Origin of the sequence: Billgrantia antri, from assembly GCF_019430905.1 — a bacterium.
GTDB classification, from domain to species: domain Bacteria; phylum Pseudomonadota; class Gammaproteobacteria; order Pseudomonadales; family Halomonadaceae; genus Halomonas; species Halomonas antri.
In genome coordinates this window covers 333,806-349,622 of sequence record NZ_JAHYCA010000002.1, presented here as the reverse complement: position 1 = coordinate 349,622, position 15,817 = coordinate 333,806, and the positions used below count along the sequence as shown (strand labels likewise).

The following is a 15,817-nucleotide window of genomic DNA, read 5'->3' as shown; positions in this document are numbered from 1 at the left end:
TGCGGGCTATTGAGCAGCGCAATGCCCGGGTGAAGGCCGATCTGTTTGCCCGACTGTTGGGTGGTGCGTGGCGCAGGCTTCGCAAGGTCAAACTAAGACTGTCGAAGGGAAGATAGCACCGCGGCCCTACTTACCGGAGCCGCGGAAAACAAACAAAACGCGAAAATAAAGGAAAGCTATAGCGCCTCTTCCAGGAGCATGGCAAGCCGCCTGTGATGCAGGGCATCGGCAGTCGCATCGTATGAGGGGGCGTCCTTGGCGGTGAAGCCGTGGGCGGCGCCCTTGTAGAGTTCGGTGGTGAAGTGCACGCCGGCCTTGGCCAGCGCCCCGTCCATGCGGGCGATCTGCTCGGGTGGCAGCAGCTCGTCCTTGTCGGCGTGGCCGAGATAGACGCGCCCCTCGATGGCCTCGACCACGTGCACGAGGGAGTTCGGGTCGTCGGCCTTGGCCAAGTTGGCCGAGTGAAAGCCGGCCGCAGCGGCGACGCGCTCGGGGTGTTCGGCCGCCATGCGCAGCGCGAAGGCGCCGGTCATGCAGTAGCCCACCACACCTATCTTTCCCTCCGCGAATTCCCTCTCGTTATCGATGCAACTCAGCAGGGCAGCGAAGTCGCGGGATAGTGCCTCGGGCGTCAGACGGCCGGCGTACCCGAACAGCGTCGGACGCACGTCGGGGGCGCGGAAGGACTTGCCCTCCGGCACGACGGGACCGCGCGCATCGCGGTAGTAGATGTTGGGCATCAACACGGCATAGCCGTTGTCCGCGAGCTGCTGGGCTTTCTCGTGATAGCAAAGGCGCAGGCCGCCGATATCGGTGAACAGCACCACGGCCGAAAGAGGACGGTCGGCACTCCCGGGCGTGAAGATATGGGCGTCGATGGTGCCGTCGGCGGCAGGGATTTCGATAGCGCGAGACATGGCGGGCTCCGGGATTGTCGATGGCAAGTGGCTCTTGTCAGGGACGAAAGCCTTTGCATACGACTCTAACCATAGACAAGCCCGACTGGCGAGGGCGTGGCTCTCCGCCGCGAACCTACTGCTGCGCTGAAGCTCGCCCGACCATGAGCGCGGAGAAGCATGTGTCAGTGCGTTGTCGATTACGTCGCAGCTCGCTCGAATACTGGCTGAACTTGCAAACCACGAGGATGAGCAGATGCGCGAAGTGATCGTTGGCGCGATGGTGTCACTGGACGGGGTCATGCAGGCGCCCGGCGGGCCACAGGAAGACCCGACAGGCGGTTTCCACTATGGCGGTTGGGTCGCGCCGTTGGTGGACGAGGTGTTCGGGGAGGAGATCGACAAGCTGTTCAGCCAGCCATTCGACCTGTTGCTCGGGCGCAAGACCTACGAAATTTTCGCCGCGCACTGGCCCTATGCCGAGGAAGGGCCGGACGATTCCATCGCCAAGGCCTTCAATGCGGTCAAGAAATATGTGGCAACCCGAAAGGGGCTGGAGCTGACCTGGAAGGGTTCGGTGGCGCTGCGCGATGCGGCGGACGATGTCGCCAGACTGAAGCAGGAAGAGGGGCCGGCTCTGGTTACGCAGGGCAGCACCGAGCTGATCCAGACGCTACTTGCAAGCGACCTCATCGATGAGATCAACCTGTTCATCTGCCCCGTGGTGCTGGGGAAAGGCAAGAAGCTGTTCGGCGATGGTGCAGCGCCGGGGGCTTTCAAACTCATCTCCCATCGTGTGTCACCCAACGGCTTGGTGATTGCGAAGTATGAACGCGACGGAGCGGTGAAAACCGGAGACTTCGCCATGGAGCAGCCGACTGCAGCGGAAGTGGCACGCCGCGAGAAGTTGCAGCGCGAAGGCTGAGGTCAGGTCAAGTCAGGGCCGCCACCCGCCCTGCCGGATCGCCCTACAGCCGGTAACCTCTTGGTTGTAGAGGTAGAGCCAGGCGGGGCCGAAGGTGGTGGCATGAATGGCGCGGTGGTAGAGCCCGGCGTGCGGCTGGCGCGGGCGAAAGTCCTCGAGCCTGTCCAGCGAGGTGAGCAGCCTCGCATCGACTCGGAACACCTCCACCTCGACCCCGCGTGAGGGTTCGGGCTTGGCCCCGGGGAAGGGGCCGAGATCGTAGAGGGTGGCGCTGGTCAGTCGGTCGCTGCCCAGGAAGTCGGCCCCTTCCAGCCAGTGATGGTTACGCAACCCACGCTTCAGAGTGCCATAGACGGCTACCAGCGGAGTGCGGGAAATGGATAGCGCAGGGGCGAACATCGCAGGCTGACTCCCTGATGGTTCGGTGCCTGGATGAAGTCTAACCCAGCGTCATTTCGATGACGAAGGAGGCCCTTTCGATGACAAAGGGCGGCTGACCACCTGCCCCCGCATCGAAAGGGAAACGGCCACATTGGCCACGGAAAAATGTCGTACGCTTACCCGAAGGATCAGCGAGAGGGAGCGAACCGATGAAGCTATGTGCCGTGCAATACGCCTCGGTTACGGGCGATGTCGAAAGCAACGTGGCGCGCCATGTCGAGTTCGTCGAACTGGCAGCGTCGCATGGCGCCGAGCTGATCTTCTTTCCCGAACTTTCGCTGACCGGCTACGAGCCGACGCTGGCCAAGGGCCTGGCCACCCACGAGGAGGACCCGCGGCTGGACGTTTTCCAGCGCCTGAGCGATACCCATGGCATCGTGATCGGTGCCGGCCTGGCGCTGGTCACCTCACGCAAGCCGCGTATCGGCATGGTGGTTTTCCAGCCCCAAACGGGGCGCCACGCCTATGCCAAGCAGCGGCTGCATGAGGACGAGCTGCCCTACTTCTCCCCTGGCGAACGGCCAATGCTCATCGAAACCCGCGAGCACCGCCTGGCGCTGGCGATCTGCTATGAGTCGCTGCAGCCCGACCATGCCGCCACGGCGGCGAGCCTTGGCGCGGATGTGTATCTCGCCAGCGTGGCCAAGCAGCCGCAGGGAATGGATGAGGCATACGCCTACTACGCCACTTTCGCCCGCGAACACGCCATGACGATTCTCTTGGCCAACTGCGTGGGGCCTTGCGACGGCGACACCGGCGGCGGCCGCTCGGCAGCATGGAACGATCGCGGTAGTTACGTCGCCGCGCTCGACGGCTTGCAAGAAGCGATCCTCATGCTCGACACTGCGACTCTGCGCACCCAAGTGCTGGCTCCCGCTTCACCGGCGGCATAGCGCTTCTCTTCAAGGCCGTAACCGGCCCGTTTGGAAACGTCCCCTCCCCCAAGTAAATGGAATTGATCGAATGCTGACAATGCTGCTGCTGTTGGTCGGTCTTGCGCTCTTGATCGTCGGCGCGGAGGGCCTCGTTCGGGGCGCGTCGCGCCTGGCTGCGCAGGTGGGAATCTCACCATTGATCATCGGGCTTACCGTAGTGGCCTTCGGCACCAGCGCCCCGGAGCTCGTCGTCAGTATCAAGGCTTCCCTCGATGACCAGGCGGGAATCGCCATCGGCAACGTGGTGGGCAGCAACATCTTCAACGTGCTGTTCATCCTGGGCATTTCGGCGCTGATCGTGCCACTCGCGGTCGCCCAGCAACTGATCCGCCTGGATATCCCGCTGATGATCGGTATCTCGCTGCTCATGCTGCTGCTGGCGCTGGATGGCAGCATCGGCCGGGTGGACGGCGGGCTGTTGTTCCTGGGGCTGGTCACCTATACCGGCTTCCTGCTTTGGCAGGGGCGGCGCCAGTCAGCGCCCGACGAGCCGGAGACCAGCGAGGAGAAAAGCCATCATTGGGGGCGAGACTTACTATTCGTCGCTGGCGGGCTCGCCATGTTGGTGGCCGGCTCGCGCCTGTTCGTCGATGCGGCGGTCACAATGGCCACCTGGCTCGGCGTCAGCGAACAGGTGATCGGCCTGACCGTGGTCGCGGCCGGCACTTCGCTGCCCGAAGTCGTCACCTCGATCGTCGCAGCCCTACGTGGCCAGCGCGACATCGCCGTGGGCAACGTGGTCGGCAGCAACATCTTCAACCTGCTCGGCGTGCTCGGCCTGGCCGGCCTGATCGCTCCAACCGGCATTGCCGTGACCGATGCCATGCTCAGCCTCGACATCCCGGTGATGCTTGCCGTGGCTGTTGCCTGCCTGCCGATCTGTTTCACCGCCAGCGCCATCAACCGTTGGGAGGGCGCCGTGCTGCTGGGCTACTACGTGGCCTACACCACTTACCTGATCCTGGCCGCCACCCATCACGATGCCCTGGCCGGCTTCAGTACGCTGATGCTCTATTTCGTGCTGCCGATTACCGCCCTGACACTCACCGTGCTGGCGCTACCGGAGCTGCGGCGTACAGCGAAAAGGGCATAAGAGGGCCGCCGGCTTTGACTCGCCAGACGCTCGAGAAGTATCAAGTCTTGGTCTATCTGGCGTCCATCGCCCTGGGCCTGATGATGGGCATCGTGCTGCCGAACCGAACCGGCACGCTGGAAGCACTGCTTTGGCCGCTGATGGGGGCGTTGCTCTATGTCACCTTCACCCAGGTGCCGCTGACGCAACTGCGCGTCGCATGGCGTGATCCGCGCTTTCTCGCTGCGGCCGTGGTGGGCAACTTCGTCCTGCTGCCCCTCGTTGCGTGGGGCTTGTCGAGCCTGTTCGCCTATGCGCCGGCCATCCGGCTGGGTGTGCTGCTGGTGCTGCTGGTACCCTGCACCGACTGGTTCATCACCTTCTCCCACCTGGGAGGCGGCGATGTACGTCATGCGATCGCCTTCGCGCCGCTCAGCCTGCTGTTGCAAATCGCGCTGCTGCCCGTCTATCTCTGGCTGTTCCTGGATGAAAGCCTGCACCTCGCCATGGTACAGCGCGAGATGCTGCAAGCTTTTGCCGGGCTGATCCTGCTGCCGTTGCTGCTGGCCTTCGTGACCGAGATCTGGGCCCGGGGGCAGCGCCAACGCGAAGCGGGTGTCGAGCGGCTGGGGTGGCTGCCGGTACCATTGCTGGCGCTGGTGGTGTTTTCCATCGCCGCCACGCAAGTCGGTGTCGTCGCCGATTCGTTGACCGAACTCGGTGGGCTGCTGCTGGCCTTCGTCTCTTTCCTGATCCTCGCGGCGCTGCTGGCTCGCCTGCTGGCCCAAGTGTTCGAGCTGCCCAATACCCAAGGGCGCGTGCTGGCCTTCAGCCTGGGCACGCGCAACTCCTTCGTCGTGCTGCCCCTGGCACTCTCTCCCCGCTTCCCACGAGCTGGCGGTGGTTGCCGTCGTGTTCCAGTCGCTGGTCGAACTCATCGGCATGGCGCTCTTCCTGTGGTGGGTACCGCGGCGGCTCTTTCCCACGGCGCCTTGATGCAGGCGCGCTCCCGCGATGCCGCCCTGGCTTCGCGCACGGGTATCGACAGGCAGCTATACTCGTTACGTTACATACTGCCTCGTTACGCCATGGTACCGAACCATGCGATCCTCAAGGGTTTTGCCCATGCCTGTTTACCGAAATCTCGGCTGGCTCCTTCTCGCTCTGCCCCTGTCCGCGCTAGGGACAGTCGACCCCCAACCGCAGGAGGTCGAGGCGAAGGCCGAGGTGCTGGAGCAAGTGGTGGCGCCCGATGTAGAGGTCACCCAGCCGGTGGAACCGCTCAGTGAGCAGGAGGTGGAAGTGATCGACCCGGAGGGCAGCGACCCATTGGAAGAGCCGGTCACCTGTCTGGCGCGCACCATTTACTGGGAAGCGAAGGGCGTGCCGGGCCTCGACATGGAATCGGTGGCCAACGTGGTGATTAACCGCCTGGCCAGCGAGGAGTTTCCCAATACCGTCTGCGAAGTGGTGAAGCAGGGCTCCGAGCAGAGCCCCTGCCAGTTCTCCTGGTGGTGCGACGGCCGCCCCGACGACGTGGTGGAAGACGACGCCTACGAAATTGCCAAGGAGGTCGCGCGCCAAGCCCTCAACCAGCAGCTGCCCGACCATACCGACGGGGCCCTCTACTTCCACGACCGAACCGTACATCCGCCTTGGGCGAATGAATTCCTGCTGACCTCCGAGACCGAAGCCTTTATCTTCTATCGGCCCAACGACACCGCAAATTGACGGTGCCTTTACCTATCGGTGCAAAGTGATACGGTTCCGGGCCGGATGCCGTTTGACGCAGCGCGACGTAAGCAACCACCCTAGTGTTACAAGAACGAAAAAGGCAGTCGGATAACGACAACAAGACAGCCCCGCAGGGGCGGTAAGATTAGGAGGTACGCACGCATGTTTGTCTCACTCATACCCCGCACCGCCGCCGTTTCCGATAATCTGCATGAAGCGGATATCGAAGCGTTGCTCGATGGTTTGATGAGCGACAAAGGCCTGAACCGGCAAGAGCGCGACGAACTACTCGACCTGCTGATTCTGGAGCGGGCTGAGATCAAGCGTCAGCTCAACCGGCTGCGCACCGAGCAGGCCTGATTGCCCAGCGGCCTCGCGCTCCCGAGCCACGGCGTCAGGCCCTAGCGCTCAGTAGTGGCGAAAGGCGGCCATCACATGCCCCACCAAGGTCTCGCCGGCCTGGTTGAGGCCGGTCCGCTTGACCAGCGTCAGCTGGTACTCACCCAGCGCGGGCAACTGGTCGGGATCGATGCGCCGCAGCGGTGGGCGCACCAGGCTCTGCGGGAAGGGGGAAACCGCCAGGTCGGCAAGCATGGCCGCCTCCTGGCCGGCGCAGTGTTCGCAGGTGTAGGCGATGCGAAAGCTGATTCCGGCCCGATTCAGCGCTTCCAGCGCCATGCCTCGCCAGGCACAGCCCTGGTGCGCCAGGGCCACCGGTAGCGGCGAGCGCTGGGCGGCCACGCCCCCTTCCCGTCCCACCCATACCAGCGGCTCGCTGTGGACGATCTCACCGCGCGCCTCCTGCCCGGGATTGCCAGCGGTGACCAGCACCAGATCGAGCTCGCCAGCATCCAGCCGGGCGAGCATCTCCCGGCTGCTACCGACCACCACATCGACCTGCACCGCCGGGTGCGAGCGTGCGAACTGCGCCAATACCCCGGGCAGGATGCGTGAACCCACATCGTCGGTGGTACCGAAACCCAGCCGACCCGCCACCTTGGGCGCCAGAAACTGCGTTACCGCCTCCTCGTTGAGCGAAAGCAGGCGTCGGCCATAGCCGAGCAGCACTTCTCCTTCCGGCGTCAGCCGCACCTGACGGGCTTCACGCACGAACAGCGCCTGCCCAAGCGTCTCCTCCAGTCGCTTGATCTGCATGCTCAGCGCCGAGGGTGTGCGAAACACCTGGCGTGCGGCCCGGGTGAAGCTGCCGCATTCGGCGATGGCGACGAAGGTACGCAACACATCGGTATCGAGCAGCGGCGTGGCGGCATTGGAAAGCGCGGCTTGAGTCATTGGCCTATCCTTCAATTTTTCTTAAAAGACAATGTAGACCTTTTCGCTGGATTGATCCATCAAGCCGAGCCAAGCTCTCTTTCAAGAGGTCGCGACCCTCCCTTCACCCGAAAAAATGACGGCAGCCGCTCCGGCGGATGCCCGCCAGGAGGTGCGACATGAGTCAGTACGAACCGCTGCGCCAGCCCCAGCCAACCGCCAGCAAGCGTCCTGCCCCACCACCACGGCCCGACTTCTACATGCCGGCCATGCCCCCGCTGGGGCTGATTCATGCACTCGAGACCAAGTGGTGGGAGTACCGTCGTCGGCAGCAATTTCGCCAGCGCTTCCTGCATCTGCTGGCCTACGACGACCACATGCTCGAGGACATGGGGCATTGCCGTGAGGACATCCTGTGGGCCTTGCGCCTGCCGCTGAAGGACGACGCGACAGAAGCGCTGATGTGCCGTCGGGCGATGCGCAAGGTACAACAACGGAGCTGATCGCTCAGGTGCCAAGCTGCTCGCCTTCTGAGGACGCTTCGATGAGGGCCTCGGCGCGCCGCAGCAGGAGGCGCTCCTGCTGCGGCGCCAATGCCAGGCCGAAGCGCTCACTCAGCACACCGGGCAGCTCGCCGGCAGCGATCCGCCGAAGCTCCGGTGGCTCGCCCGGGCGGAAGGTCTTCAGCTCAAGGTCGGTCAGCGCAAACCGTACCTCCGCGCCGTTGTGCTGAGCCACGATTCGCCGCACGAAGGGCGATGCGGGATGATGAGATGCCAGATAGTTGTATTCGGCGGAGTCGGCGCGATAGGTGAGTTCATCACTGAACTGGTAGATGTTGAACCACTCACCGAGGCGCTTATGACGCAGCAGCCAGTATCCCAGCGGCGAGCGCTCCATGCGATACTCCCAGGGGCCGTGACTCACCTCGTTGCCGGCTTCGAGCCGGATCGGCTCACGCGGGCCGACGTTGCCGACGCCGACATCGACCATCCAGTCGCGGCCTTCCGCTTTTACCACCAGCATCGTATGACCGAGCGGGGTGACGACGTTCGCATCCTCGCCCATCAGCATTCTCGCGTTGCGCCCCGTGACCTCGAAACCGAGCCGATCCAGTACCGTGGCAAACAGCGTGTTGTGCTCATGGCAGTAACCACCGCGCCGACGCCGGACCAGCTTCTCCTGCAGGCTCCCCAGGTCGATGCGGATCTCGCCGCCGGTGACGACATCAAGGTTCTCGAAAGGCACCGCAGCGAGATGCGCCTGCTTGAGCCCCCTCAAGGTTTCCAGATCAGGGGACAGCGGTCCCCGATAATCGATGCGGGTCAGGTAGGCCTCGAGATCAAGCGCCGGGGTCTCCCACCGGGTCGATTCATGAAGGGGATGTTCGGTCGTGGCAGCCTGCATGACGCTCTCCTTTTTCGCTCAAGGGCAATCGTTAAGCGCAGGCTAATACCTCAAGTTGACTTCAGGTAAAGAGAACGAATTTCTATCGGCCTTATAGCCTTTGCGATGCCAGCCCCTGGCCCATTATTCAACCTACTGGTTGACAATTGACTGAGCCCCAACTATTTACACCCTATGGTTGAACATGACGAAGCACACTTGGACCGGGTTTTCCACGCTCTGGCCGATCCGACCCGACGCGCCCTGCTCGAACGGCTGGCGGCCGGTGAGCGCAAGGTCGGCGAGCTGGCCGCGCCGTTCGCCATGTCGCTGGCCGCCGTTTCCAAACACGTGCGCGTGCTGGAGCAAGCGGGGCTGCTGGAACGACGCATCGAAGGACGGACCCACTACTGTCGGCTACGGCCTGAGCCACTGGCCGAAGCGGAACAGTGGCTGAACTTCTACGAAGGCTTCTGGGACGCGCGACTTAACGCACTGGAAGCGGCGCTGAAGGCCGACCCAGGAAGCGAACTGACAAAGGAGGGGCAAGATGGATGACAGCGACTACGGCGAGAAGATTGCCGAAGAGAGCATCCGCTTCGAGCGCCTGCTACCAGGGCCGATCGAGCGGGTCTGGGCCTACTTTACCGAATCCGACAAGCGTGGCCTATGGCTCGCTCCCGGCACCATGGAGCTGCGACGGGGTGCCTCCTTCTCCCTGCATTTCCACAATAGCGAGCTGACACCCGACAGAACGCCACCCTCCGAACGCTTTCGCCAGTATGACCGCAACTTCACCACGCAGCACCAGGTGCTGCGCTGCGAACCGCCACACTTGCTTGTCTGGACCTGGGGCGGCGGCAACGAAGCCCCTTCGCAAGTCACCTTCGAGCTCAGCGAGGCCGGCGACCAGGTGCGCCTGGTCGTGACGCACCGTCGTCTCGCCGATGACGACACCCGGGTTACCGTGGCCAGCGGCTGGCATACCCACCTCTCCATTCTCGAGAACGTGCTGCAGGGCGAGCGTCCCGTCCCCTTCTGGCCCACGTTCGAAAACCTGGAGGAGGAGTACCGATGCCGCATCACATCGCCCCGCAGCTGATGTTCGAAGGCAATGCCGAGCAGGCCATGCGTTTCTATGTCTCGCTGTTCGACGACTCCGAGATCGTCCGGCTCGAGCGCTACGGTCCCGAAGGACCGGGCAAGGAAGGCAGTGTCGTGCAGGCCGAATTCACCCTGGCGGGCCGGCGCTACACCTGTATCGACAGCCACATCCAGCATCCCTTCAGCTTTACGCCCTCTATCTCGCTGTTCATTGAATGCGAAAACCGCGAAGAGTTCGAGCGCCTGCTTGAGCAACTGTCGGAACAGGGTGAAATGCTGATGCCGCCAGACGACTACGGTTTCAGCACGCGCTTCGCCTGGCTCAACGACCGCTTCGGCGTCTCTTGGCAGCTAAATCTGGGAACAACACGACCTGGCCTGAGCGGAGAAGCGCCATGACCCAGTCTTTTGCCCTGCCCCCCATCGTCTCCGAAGAGGCGTGGCGCAGCGCTCTGGATGAACAGATCGCTCGTGAAAAGGCCCATACGCGTGAGCGCGACATGCTCAATGCCGCACGGCGGCGCCTGCCAATGGTCGAGGTGCGTGCCGATTACCTCTTCGATGGGCCACAGGGTGCAGCCAGCCTGCTCGACCTGTTCGAGGGACGCCGCCAGCTTATCGTCTATCATTTCATGTTCGGGCCCGACTGGGAGGCCGGCTGCGACGGCTGCTCCTGGGTGGTGGACGCCATGACCCACCCCGCCCACCTGCACGCCCGCGACACCACGCTGGTGCTGGTCTCGCGGGCACCGCGGGAGAAGCTGGTACGCTACCAGGCGCGCATGGAGTGGCAATACCCGACGTGGTACTCATCGCTCGGTAGCGACTTCAATCGGGACATGGGCGTGACGAGCTGCAGCTGCCATGCTCCCGACACCGACCGTGGTGAACGCCACGGCATCAGCGTCTTTCTGCGTGACGGTGAACGGGTATTTCGCACCTATTTCAGCGGCAAGCGCGGCGTGGAATATCTGGGTAGCCTGTGGACTTACCTGGACCTGACGCCCTACGGTCGCCAGGAGAGCTGGGAGGACTCACCCCCCGGTTGGCCACAGACGCCGCCTTACGTATGGAACCGCCGTCACGACGAGTACGAAGCATAGCGGTGTGGCACGACAATTCCGAAACGGACGACAACAAGAGGGAACGCATGACCATGAAGACCATCGGCCTGCTCGGCGGCATGAGCTGGGAATCCACCGTCAGCTACTACCGTGCGCTCAACGAAGGGGTAAAGGCCGCCCTGGGCGGGCTGCACTCGGCCAAGCTGTGCCTCTACAGCGTCGACTTCGCCGAGATCGAGCGGCTGCAGCACGCCGGCGACTGGGACGCCACCGCCGAGATCCTGTGCCGCGCCGCTCGCAGCGTGGAGGCCGGCGGTGCGGATTTCCTGCTGATCGGCACCAACACCATGCACAAGGTCGCCCCGCAGGTGGCCGAGGCGATCTCGATTCCGCTGCTGCACATCGCCGACGCCACGGCGCAGCGTCTGGCCGATGATGGCATCCGCCGCGTCGGCCTGCTCGGCACCCGCTTCACAATGGAGCAGGACTTCTACAAGGGGCGTATCGCCGAAGGCTTCGGCATCGAGGTGCTGGTACCCGATGAGGCTCAGCGGGACTTGGTGCACGAGGTGATCTACACCGAACTGTGCCTGGGGCAGGTGCAGGAAGAGTCGCGGCTGCGCTATCTGGAGATTATTGCGTCGCTACGCGAACGGGGCGCCGAAGCGGTGATCCTCGGCTGCACCGAAATCGCCCTGCTGGTGCAGCAGAGCCATACCGCGGTGCCGCTCTACGACACCACGGCCATCCACGCCGAAGAGGCGATCAAGTGGGCGCTGGAGAAATAGGCTTCGTCTGAAAGGTCTTCGAGCGAAGCCTGGGCGCAGGTATTTAGGAGTGGGTATTTAGGCGTAGGTATTGATATGGGTGCCCACCATCCCCTCATTGGCCAGCTGCGGCGCTACCGAAGCCGAAGACATCAAGGCGGCGACCTGGTCCTTCTGCATGTCCAGGGCTTCCTTGTAGACCTCCAGCTGCACCTGCTGCGCGGCCTGGGCCTGCTGCATGACCAGCGACTGACCCACGATCGCATTGACGGCTGAATCCATGTCCGACTCTCCTGTTCTTGGTTCTTCTATTAGCCCAAGCTAACAGCGAACGGAGCCAATGGCAAAAAGCGCAGCCCGCCAAAGCCGGGCTGCTTGCTTCACGCAGCAGTCGCCTGCGGCTGCGTTCTCACGCCAGCCAGGATCATCAGCGCGGCCAGCAGCAGCACCGCACCGCTGGCGGCGAAGACATTGAGTGCACCGCCCAGGTCGAAGATGAGCCCACCTACGGCGGCACCGGTGGCGATCGCCAGGTTGATGGCGGCCACCAACAGGCCGCTGGCACTTTCGGCCTCGTCGGGCACCGTACGGGTGAGCCAGGTCGACCACGCCACGGGTATGGCACCGAAGGCCAGGCCCCACACGGCCACCAGCGCGGCATCGGTGGCTGGCGTGCTTTCCAGCACCACCAGTGCCACCCCGAGCATGCCCATCAGCAGCGGCATCGAGATCATGGTCAGGCGCAGGCTGCGCTCGACCATCCAGCCGCCCAGGTAATTACCCGCGAAATTGGCTACGCCGAAGCCCAGCAGAATGGTGGCCACACCGCTCACGCCAACGCCGGTCACGGTCTCGAGAAACGGCCGAATATAGGTGAAGAAGGCAAAGTGGCCGGTGAAGACCAGGGCCGCGGCCAGCATGCCCAGGCCCACCCGTGGCCGCATCAGCACGTCGAACAGGGTGCGCAGGCGAGTCTGACCACTCGGCGCCATGCGCGGCAGGGTGAAGAACTGCACCACCAGCGCCAGCACGCCGAGCAGCGCCGCCATGCGGAACACGTCACGCCAGCCGAGCAGGTCACCGAAGTAGCTGCCCAGCGGCGCCGCGGCAATGGTCGCCGCGGAAACCCCGCTGAACATGATCGACAGCCCCCGCGGCACCAGATCCTCGGGGACCAGGCGCATCATGGTGGCGATCGACATGGTCCAGAACCCGCCCAGCGCCATGCCCAGCAGCACGCGACCAAGCAGCAGCACCGTGAGATTGGGGGCAAAGGCTACCATCAGGTTCGAGGCCACCAGCAGTGCAGAAAAGCCCAGCAGCACATGTCGCCGGTCGATGCGGCGGGTGGCGGTCGAGATCAGCAGGCTGGTCAACAGCGCCACCGCGGCGGTGGCCGTAACCGCCTGGCCCGCCATGCCTTCGGTAATACCCAGGTCTGCCGCCATGGGCGTCAGCAGACTGGCGGGCAGGAATTCCGCCGTGACCAGCCCGAATACGCCGAGGGCCATTGAAACGACTGCCCCCCAAGCGGGCCTGGCCCGCTGTGCCAACTCGTTCATCGTTCGTTCTCCTTTCCTAGAGAAGCGTTCGTCAGGAACGAGAAGACTAGAGCGAGCACTTCGGACGTTCTATATTAAAAGCTCTTGAATGCTTGATCATTCGTCCGATTCGGATAAAAAGCGTATGAAGACAGCGAGGAACGCGAGATGCCTAAGCCGGAATTGCCCAGCGATCTGGTCAGTGAGCTGCTGCTCGGCATGCGCCTGCGCGGCATCGCCTATCGCCGTATCCAGCTTTCGCCGCCTCTAGGGGTGGAGTTCGGCCAAGTGGAGGGGTGGGCGCAGTTCCACTTCGTGGCGCGCGGCCCTGTCTACCTGCGCAGCCCGAGCGGCAGCGTGCATACCCTATCGACCGGCGATGCCCTGCTGCTGCCAAGGGGTGGTTTGCATGCCCTGCTTTCCACACCCGATCAGCCGGCCCAGGACATCGCCGCCTTCGAAAGTGCCACGCTGTGCGAGGCAGTCAGCTCGATCCGAGCCTGCCCGAAGGGCTGCACCCTCGACGGCGCCCTGACCTTCAGCGGCTGCATGGAGTTCGACCTGGGCAGCATGCATGCACTGGTCTCGCTGATGCCCGAGGTGATGTACGTCGGCACCTTGCTCGAGCGCCAGCCCGAGATATTGCCCATGCTCGAGGCCATGGAGCGCGAGGCGAGAAGTGAACGCGCCGGCTACGCCGCCATCCTGGCTCGGCTTGCCGACGTGATGGCCGCCTTCATCGTGCGGGGCTGGGTGGAGTGCGGCTGCGGCGATGCCACCGGCTGGATAGAGGCCCTGCGCGATCCGCGCCTAGGGGGCGTCATCGCCGCTCTGCATCGCGAGCCGGGGCGCAACTGGACGGTAGCCGAACTCGCCGCCGAGATGGGCAGCTCGCGCTCGGTATTCGCCGAGCGCTTCCTGGCGGTAACGGGCATGACCCCGCACCGCTACGTGACAGAGCTGCGCATGCGTCTGGCGGTCCAGTGGATCGGCCGCGAGCGCCAACCGATCGAAACCGTCGCCTACCGCCTGGGCTATGGCAGCGCGGCCGCCTTCAGCCGCGCCTTCAAGCGCATCCACGGCTACCCGCCCGGGGCGCTGCGCCAGCAACACGAGGCCAGAACGGATGCGCCCACGTATGAACCCACCGCCAGGAGCCCCCATGAACGAAGCCCAGTCGCTACAGCGGGCCATTGATGAACCGGTGCATCTGGCGGAGTACGACCCTGCCTGGCCGGCACGCTTCGATACCAAGCGCACGCGTCTCCTCGAGCGCTTCCCGGCCGAGCTGCTCGACGTGCAGCACATCGGCAGCACCGCCATTCCCGGCATGCCAGCCAAGCCCATCATCGACGTCATGGCCGGGGTCGCTTCCATGGCCATGGCCGATGCCCTGTTCAAGCCAATTCTTGATCACGGCTACGTGACCTCAGTCGAGTTCAACGCCAGCCTGACCGACCGTCGCTGGTTCATGCGCCACGCCCACGGCCGACGCACCCATCACCTACACGTGGTGGTTTACGACGGTGAGCTGTGGCACCAGCGGCTGGCCTTTCGTGATGCCTTGCGCGCCGATCCGACCCAGGCCACTCGCTATGCCGCTCTAAAGCGCGAACTGGCTTCCCGCCACCAAGCGGACCGCGAAGCCTATACCCTGGCCAAGGGGGAGTTTGTGAATTCAGTCATCGCTCAGTAGAGGTGCACCGCCTCGAACTGCGCCACGGCGGAGCCGGCCTCGTCCATGAGGCTAAGCGTCTGGCCTTCGACCTGCCAGGTGGCCGTCGCTTCGAGTGCGGCGAGAATCGCCTGCTCGGTCTCGCCTCCCTGCAGGCAGGCCATGCGCGTGGTCACCAAGGGGCCGAAGCTCAGGGACTCGCTCTCCAAGTGATAGTTGCCTGCCAGGCGGTTGCACCCGGTGGAACCCGCTACGCGGTTCTCCTCGGCATGCAGCACGAAATGCGCCTCGCGCTGATTGTCCACCGCGACGGGCGTGACACCGCCGACCCGGGTCAGCTTCCAGTAGGTGTTCACCAGCGGCTCGTCGTGGGTCATCGCACGCTCCAAACCGGTACAGCCCATCAGCACAACGGCCAGCGTTCCCAACAAGATGGCAAAACGCCTTTTCATTTTCATTCCTCGGCAAGCAGACTCGACCTCCGCCAGAACAGCGGGCTCCATGTGCCGTACTGTCTGAAAAGCGATGGCGAATAGCCAGCCTGAATTACGCAGATACCGGGGATATCGCGACTTCTCAAGGCCAGGATGACATCTCCCCGAGATCTAACCGAGAATATCGATGCCCCGGTGCCCTTCCGGCACACCTTCCACCAGGATCACGTCGCCCACGGCGTTGGCGGTACGCAGCGGCAGGATGCGCCGGTAGGCCTCGGAGTGGTACCACGCACGGGCCTGTTCCAGGCTTGGGAAGCTGAGCATGATCGTATCGCCCTGCCAGTTCCCCTCCAATACCTCGGTGGCGCCGCCGTGGATCAGGTAGTGACCGCAGTAGGGCGCCAGGGTGGCATCGATGCTTTCCAGGTATTCGACGATTTCCGGCCCCATGGTGACGTCCTGCAGGCGGGCGATGGCGTAGGCGGTCATGGCAAATACTCCTGTGGTGGGTTTCGCCACCAGCTTCACCCACCTCGCGCAGCCTGGCGATTACCTGCGAGGTAATAGC

At 63.8% G+C, this 15,817-nt stretch carries 22 protein-coding genes; 14 read left to right on the top strand and 8 right to left on the bottom strand.

Features of this window, described 5'->3' with window-relative positions:
• Positions 1–176: 176 nt before the first annotated feature.
• Entirely contained in the window at positions 177–917 is a 741-nt protein-coding gene (locus KPL81_RS06005; protein WP_219791072.1) for a dienelactone hydrolase family protein, read from the bottom strand.
• A gap of 235 nt (positions 918–1,152) precedes the next feature.
• Here KPL81_RS06005 and KPL81_RS06000 point away from each other — a divergent pair, with 235 nt between their 5' ends.
• Positions 1,153–1,821, top strand: a complete 669-nt coding sequence (locus KPL81_RS06000) for a dihydrofolate reductase family protein (RefSeq protein ID WP_219791071.1) — start codon at positions 1,153–1,155, stop codon at positions 1,819–1,821.
• A gap of 12 nt (positions 1,822–1,833) precedes the next feature.
• Here KPL81_RS06000 and KPL81_RS05995 read toward each other — a convergent pair whose 3' ends face one another.
• Entirely contained in the window at positions 1,834–2,220 is a 387-nt protein-coding gene (locus KPL81_RS05995; protein WP_219791070.1) for a gamma-glutamylcyclotransferase family protein, read from the bottom strand.
• Between the two features lie 191 nt (positions 2,221–2,411).
• On the opposite strand from KPL81_RS05995, the gene KPL81_RS05990 reads away from it, so the two are divergent.
• The 5 genes from KPL81_RS05990 (at position 2,412) to KPL81_RS05970 (ending at position 6,363) form a co-directional block, all read left to right on the top strand.
• Positions 2,412–3,155, top strand: coding sequence for a carbon-nitrogen hydrolase family protein (locus tag KPL81_RS05990; RefSeq protein ID WP_219791069.1), 744 nt, complete (start codon positions 2,412–2,414; stop codon positions 3,153–3,155).
• A gap of 70 nt (positions 3,156–3,225) precedes the next feature.
• Complete coding sequence (locus KPL81_RS05985; RefSeq protein WP_219791068.1) at positions 3,226–4,290, top strand: calcium/sodium antiporter; 1,065 nt, start codon at positions 3,226–3,228, stop codon at positions 4,288–4,290.
• A gap of 14 nt (positions 4,291–4,304) precedes the next feature.
• Positions 4,305–5,558 (top strand): arsenic resistance protein, encoded by a 1,254-nt coding sequence (locus KPL81_RS05980; RefSeq protein ID WP_338035592.1) that lies wholly within the window; start codon positions 4,305–4,307, stop codon positions 5,556–5,558.
• Positions 5,512–6,000: a cell wall hydrolase gene (locus KPL81_RS05975; RefSeq protein ID WP_338035591.1), complete on the top strand. Its 489-nt coding sequence runs from the start codon at positions 5,512–5,514 to the stop codon at positions 5,998–6,000. The genes KPL81_RS05980 and KPL81_RS05975 overlap by 47 nt, the downstream gene beginning before the upstream one ends.
• 165 nt (positions 6,001–6,165) lie before the next feature.
• Positions 6,166–6,363: a hypothetical protein gene (locus KPL81_RS05970; RefSeq protein WP_219791066.1), complete on the top strand. Its 198-nt coding sequence runs from the start codon at positions 6,166–6,168 to the stop codon at positions 6,361–6,363.
• A 48-nt stretch (positions 6,364–6,411) separates the two neighbouring features.
• On the opposite strand, the gene KPL81_RS05965 is transcribed toward KPL81_RS05970, so the two are convergent.
• Positions 6,412–7,296 (bottom strand): LysR substrate-binding domain-containing protein, encoded by an 885-nt coding sequence (locus KPL81_RS05965; RefSeq protein ID WP_219791065.1) that lies wholly within the window; start codon positions 7,294–7,296, stop codon positions 6,412–6,414.
• Positions 7,297–7,454: 158 nt separating this feature from the next.
• On the opposite strand from KPL81_RS05965, the gene KPL81_RS05960 reads away from it, so the two are divergent.
• A complete protein-coding gene (locus KPL81_RS05960; protein WP_219791064.1) occupies positions 7,455–7,778 on the top strand; it encodes a hypothetical protein in 324 nt (107 codons plus the stop codon).
• 4 nt (positions 7,779–7,782) lie between these two features.
• On the opposite strand, the gene KPL81_RS05955 is transcribed toward KPL81_RS05960, so the two are convergent.
• Positions 7,783–8,682 (bottom strand): arylamine N-acetyltransferase family protein, encoded by a 900-nt coding sequence (locus KPL81_RS05955; RefSeq protein WP_219791063.1) that lies wholly within the window; start codon positions 8,680–8,682, stop codon positions 7,783–7,785.
• 198 nt (positions 8,683–8,880) lie between these two features.
• Here KPL81_RS05955 and KPL81_RS05950 point away from each other — a divergent pair, with 198 nt between their 5' ends.
• From KPL81_RS05950 to KPL81_RS05930, 5 genes are read left to right on the top strand one after another with little or no spacing between them, the layout of a single operon-like run.
• The gene (locus KPL81_RS05950; RefSeq protein ID WP_240549076.1) at positions 8,881–9,219 is read left to right on the top strand and encodes an ArsR/SmtB family transcription factor; all 339 of its coding nucleotides are present in this window, start codon (positions 8,881–8,883) and stop codon (positions 9,217–9,219) included.
• A complete protein-coding gene (locus KPL81_RS05945) occupies positions 9,212–9,763 on the top strand; it encodes an SRPBCC family protein (protein WP_219791061.1) in 552 nt (183 codons plus the stop codon). The genes KPL81_RS05950 and KPL81_RS05945 overlap by 8 nt, the downstream gene beginning before the upstream one ends.
• Positions 9,736–10,164 carry a VOC family protein gene (locus tag KPL81_RS05940; RefSeq protein ID WP_219791060.1) on the top strand — a complete coding sequence of 143 codons (429 nt, stop codon included), beginning with the start codon at positions 9,736–9,738 and terminating at the stop codon, positions 10,162–10,164. Before KPL81_RS05945 ends, KPL81_RS05940 begins: the two co-directional genes overlap by 28 nt.
• Positions 10,161–10,868 carry a DUF899 domain-containing protein gene (locus tag KPL81_RS05935; protein WP_219791059.1) on the top strand — a complete coding sequence of 236 codons (708 nt, stop codon included), beginning with the start codon at positions 10,161–10,163 and terminating at the stop codon, positions 10,866–10,868. The genes KPL81_RS05940 and KPL81_RS05935 overlap by 4 nt, the downstream gene beginning before the upstream one ends.
• Before the next feature lie 53 nt (positions 10,869–10,921).
• Positions 10,922–11,617, top strand: a complete 696-nt coding sequence (locus KPL81_RS05930; RefSeq protein WP_219791371.1) for an aspartate/glutamate racemase family protein — start codon at positions 10,922–10,924, stop codon at positions 11,615–11,617.
• A gap of 57 nt (positions 11,618–11,674) precedes the next feature.
• Here the strand turns inward: KPL81_RS05930 and KPL81_RS05925 are convergent, their stop codons facing one another.
• Both KPL81_RS05925 and KPL81_RS05920 read right to left on the bottom strand, forming a co-directional pair.
• Positions 11,675–11,878, bottom strand: coding sequence for a putative motility protein (locus KPL81_RS05925; protein ID WP_219791058.1), 204 nt, complete (start codon positions 11,876–11,878; stop codon positions 11,675–11,677).
• A 98-nt stretch (positions 11,879–11,976) separates the two neighbouring features.
• Positions 11,977–13,158, bottom strand: a complete 1,182-nt coding sequence (locus KPL81_RS05920) for an MFS transporter (protein WP_219791057.1) — start codon at positions 13,156–13,158, stop codon at positions 11,977–11,979.
• A 147-nt stretch (positions 13,159–13,305) separates the two neighbouring features.
• On the opposite strand from KPL81_RS05920, the gene KPL81_RS05915 reads away from it, so the two are divergent.
• Together KPL81_RS05915 and KPL81_RS05910 are read left to right on the top strand one after the other, a co-directional pair.
• Positions 13,306–14,334 (top strand): AraC family transcriptional regulator, encoded by a 1,029-nt coding sequence (locus KPL81_RS05915; RefSeq protein ID WP_219791056.1) that lies wholly within the window; start codon positions 13,306–13,308, stop codon positions 14,332–14,334.
• On the top strand, positions 14,300–14,833 hold the full coding sequence (locus KPL81_RS05910) for a GrpB family protein (RefSeq protein WP_219791055.1): 534 nt from the start codon (positions 14,300–14,302) through the stop codon (positions 14,831–14,833). The genes KPL81_RS05915 and KPL81_RS05910 overlap by 35 nt, the downstream gene beginning before the upstream one ends.
• Here KPL81_RS05910 and KPL81_RS05905 read toward each other — a convergent pair.
• Both KPL81_RS05905 and KPL81_RS05900 read right to left on the bottom strand, forming a co-directional pair.
• Entirely contained in the window at positions 14,827–15,264 is a 438-nt protein-coding gene (locus KPL81_RS05905; RefSeq protein WP_219791054.1) for an META domain-containing protein, read from the bottom strand. The genes KPL81_RS05910 and KPL81_RS05905 overlap by 7 nt on opposite strands.
• A 153-nt stretch (positions 15,265–15,417) precedes the next feature.
• Positions 15,418–15,738: a DUF1330 domain-containing protein gene (locus KPL81_RS05900; RefSeq protein ID WP_219791053.1), complete on the bottom strand. Its 321-nt coding sequence runs from the start codon at positions 15,736–15,738 to the stop codon at positions 15,418–15,420.
• Positions 15,739–15,817 lie beyond the last annotated feature (79 nt).